Here is a 3174-nt window from a genome sequence, read left to right on the forward strand (position 1 = left end):
GCACGACCGGCACGCGGTCCGTGCGCCGGCCGAGCACGCCGTCGACCACGTCCGCGCCGAGGTCCACGTCGTCCGGCTCCGCCGGCGCCTCGACCACGAGTCCCTCGAAGTACAGCTTCGAGATGACCGCGAGCGCTTCGAGGTCGCCGAGATCGCCGGCGTCGATGACCTCCATCAGGGTGCGACGACCGTCGAACAGGCGCAAGATGCCGTTGAGTTCGTCGGGGATCTCGGCGAGCCGTTCCGCGAGCTCGTCGTAGTCCACGACGAACCGCCTGTCGAGCGCAGGAAGTTGCTCGAGCAACCGTCCCCACTCGTCGAGGCGCCGCATGCCCTCCATCAGCAGCCCCTGAGTCGACATCTCGATGACGTCCTTGCGGCGCACGGCGCGGAACACGAACTCGAACTCGCCCTCGCTCCAGGTGAGCATCCGGTAGACCGCGTCCTCGCCGGCCAGCTTGCCCAGCTCGGCGTCCACGATCTTGCCCTGGCGGAAGTAGAGCGTTCCCCGACTGCCGTCCTCGTTCGTGATGTGGACGAGCCCCGACTTGCGGCTCACGTCGATCGTCTGGATGAGATCGACCACGCCCATGTCGGCCAGGTGGCCGGTGAACCGCGTGCGGCCGTCGCGCTTTTCCTCGAGCGTCACCCGCTGGCGCTTTTGCAGCAGGATCTTGATCCGCGTGAGGATCTCTTTGATGTAGATCGGCTTGGTCAGGTACTCGTCGACGCCCAGCTCGAGCCCGCGGACCTTGTGGTCGACCGAGGTCTGTCCGGTCAGGAAGACGAACGGGATCTGGCTCCACTCGGCGTCGTCCTTGATGCGCCGGCAAAACTCGAACCCGTCGATCTCGTCGAGTTGCGTGTCGGCGATGATGAGGTCCGGCTGGGCGGTCTGCACCTTCTTGAGGGCGTCCGCGCCCGACGTGGCCGTGGTGACGTTGAATCCCGCCTTCTTGAGGGACACCTCGAGCACCCTCAAGCTCTTGACGTCCCCATCGACGAGCAACAGGCTCTGTTTGGCCAACCGGCGACTCCCGCAGATCCGCGCGAAAAGCGCAGCTATTATCGAGGGATGGTAACAATGCGGCATCGGCGGCGCAACGCGGAGCGGTCGCGATGACCGCCGTCGACCTGCCCTACGGCGCGCGGCCGCTGCGCGCGCGCGTGCCGGACCGCGCGACGATCGTCGCACCGGAGCCGGCCCGCGGCGTGGCGTCGCTGCCGGCGTGTTTCGACCGCGCCCTCGCGCACCCGGTCGGCGCGCCGCCGCTGTCCGCGGCGGACCGGGTGACCGTGGTCGTGAGCGACCCGACGCGCGCCGAGCCGCGCGCGCACCTGGTCGCCGCCGTCTTGCGGCGGCTCGGCGACCCCGCGCACGTCACGTTGGCGATCGCGACCGGCACGCACGGGCCGTGCGACGTCGCCGCCCTCGGGCTTCCCGGCGGCTTGCTCGCGCGCTGCCGCGTGGTCAACCACGACGCGCGCGACGACGGCCAACTCGTGCAGGTTGGCACGACGCGGCGCGGGACGCCGCTCGTCGTCCACCGCTGTCTGGTCGAGGCCGACCTGGTCGTCGCGACCGGCGTCATTCGCCCGCACTACTTCGCCGGGTTCGGTGCCGGCGCCAAGGCGCTGTTTCCAGGGCTCGGCCAGGACCGCGCGGTGCGCGTGAATCACGAGTGGAAGCGGAACCCCGCGGCGGTCGCCGGCCGCGTCGACGGCAACCCGTGCCGGGAGGATCTCGAGGAGATCGTCGATGCGCTGGCGTGCGAGGTCCACGTGCTCAACGCGATCGCCGGGCCGGGCGGCGCGATTATCGGTGCCGTCGCCGGCGAGCCGCGCGCCGCGCTGCGCGCCGGCGCGCAGGCGTGCGCGGAGGCGTTTCGCGCGCGGGCGCCGGACGCCGACGCGATCGTCGTGTCCGACGCGCTGCCGCTCACCGGCAGCGTCTACCAGGCGTCGAAGCTCGTCGCGGCGGTCGCGCCGAAGCTGCGGCCGGGCGGGCGCATCGTCGTCGCCGCGCAGTGCCCGCACGGCACCGGGCCCGTCGACGTGGTCAATCGAGGCATCTACGAGATCGGCTTGCGGCCGCGGCTGCCGGACCGACACGAGCTGCTGCTCGTGTCCGACCTGCCCGGTGCGGAGGTGGCGCGGACCTACTTCGTCCCGGCCGCGTCGGTCGAAGCGGCGCTCGACGGCGTGCGCGGCGACGTGCTGGTCGTGACGCGCGGAGGGGACGTCCTGTGGTGACCGCGACGGGCGCGTCGCGCGCGGGAGCGATGTGATGGACGCCGGCGCCGCACTGCGCGCGTACGTCGACCTGCTGTTGCGGTGGAACGCGCGCATCAACCTGACCGCCGCGCGCACGGCCGACGCGGTCGCCCTGCACATCGACGACTCGCGCGCCGCGGCGGCGCACGTGCCCGCCGGCGCGCGCCGGCTCGTCGACGTCGGCAGCGGCGCCGGGTTTCCCGGGCTGGTGATCGCGGTGGTGCGGCCGGACGTGGCGGTGACCCTGCTCGAGCCGGTGCACAAAAAGCGCGCATTCCTGGCGGCGGCGATCCGCGAGCTGGGACTGGCCAACGCGCGCGCGGTCGCGCAGCGGCTGGAGGACCACCCCGATCGCGACTACGACGTCGCGGTGTCGCGCGCGACGTGGGCCGCGAACGAGTGGATCCGCCGCGCCCGGCCGTACGTGCGGCCCGGCGGGGTGGTGCTCGCGATGGAGGGACGCGAGCGCATCGCGCTGCCGGCCGGCGCGCGGCGCCATCCGTACCGGGTCGGCGAGCGCGACCGCGCGATCCTGGTCGTGCCGGTGGGACCGGGCGGATCGGCGGGGGACTGAACGGCCCGCCCCGAACGGGTGCGCGGCACCCGGCCGCGGGGCGTCGCCGCCGCGCGCGGCCCCGGGCACGCGCCGGCACGCGAGTTCTCGTAACCGACCTGAATGCAAAGGATTGTTGCGCAGTCGCGGCGGCGCGCTCGATCGGTGCCGGTTTCGCTTGACGGAGGCGCGCCGCACGCGCTAAATGAAAACCGTTTTCGTTTTCGTTTTCACTCACCTTCTTCTTCCCTCAGGAGTTGCCCGATGTCGTTTCGTCACCTCGTCGCCGCCACCGCGGTCGCGACCCCCATCGTGTCCGGCGCGTTCGCGCCGTCCGCGAATGCCAA

The 3174-nt window shown here is 72.0% G+C and carries 3 protein-coding genes; 2 read left to right on the top strand and 1 reads right to left on the bottom strand.

Annotated elements, in window-relative coordinates; translation table 11 throughout:
- Nucleotides 1-1027 (bottom strand): response regulator (locus D6689_10925; protein ID RMH41493.1); only part of this gene is annotated, 1027 nt, incomplete at its 3' end.
- Between the two features lie 92 nt (nt 1028-1119).
- On the opposite strand from D6689_10925, the gene D6689_10930 reads away from it, so the two are divergent.
- Nucleotides 1120-2253, top strand: coding sequence for a DUF2088 domain-containing protein (locus tag D6689_10930; GenBank protein ID RMH41494.1), 1134 nt, complete (start codon nt 1120-1122; stop codon nt 2251-2253).
- Between the two features lie 31 nt (nt 2254-2284).
- Complete coding sequence (rsmG, locus tag D6689_10935; protein RMH41495.1) at nt 2285-2848, top strand: 16S rRNA (guanine(527)-N(7))-methyltransferase RsmG; 564 nt, start codon at nt 2285-2287, stop codon at nt 2846-2848.
- The last annotated feature ends 326 nt before the right edge of the window (nt 2849-3174 follow it).

The sequence above is a fragment of the Deltaproteobacteria bacterium genome, from assembly GCA_003696105.1.
GTDB lineage: Bacteria > Myxococcota_A > Polyangia > Haliangiales > J016 > J016.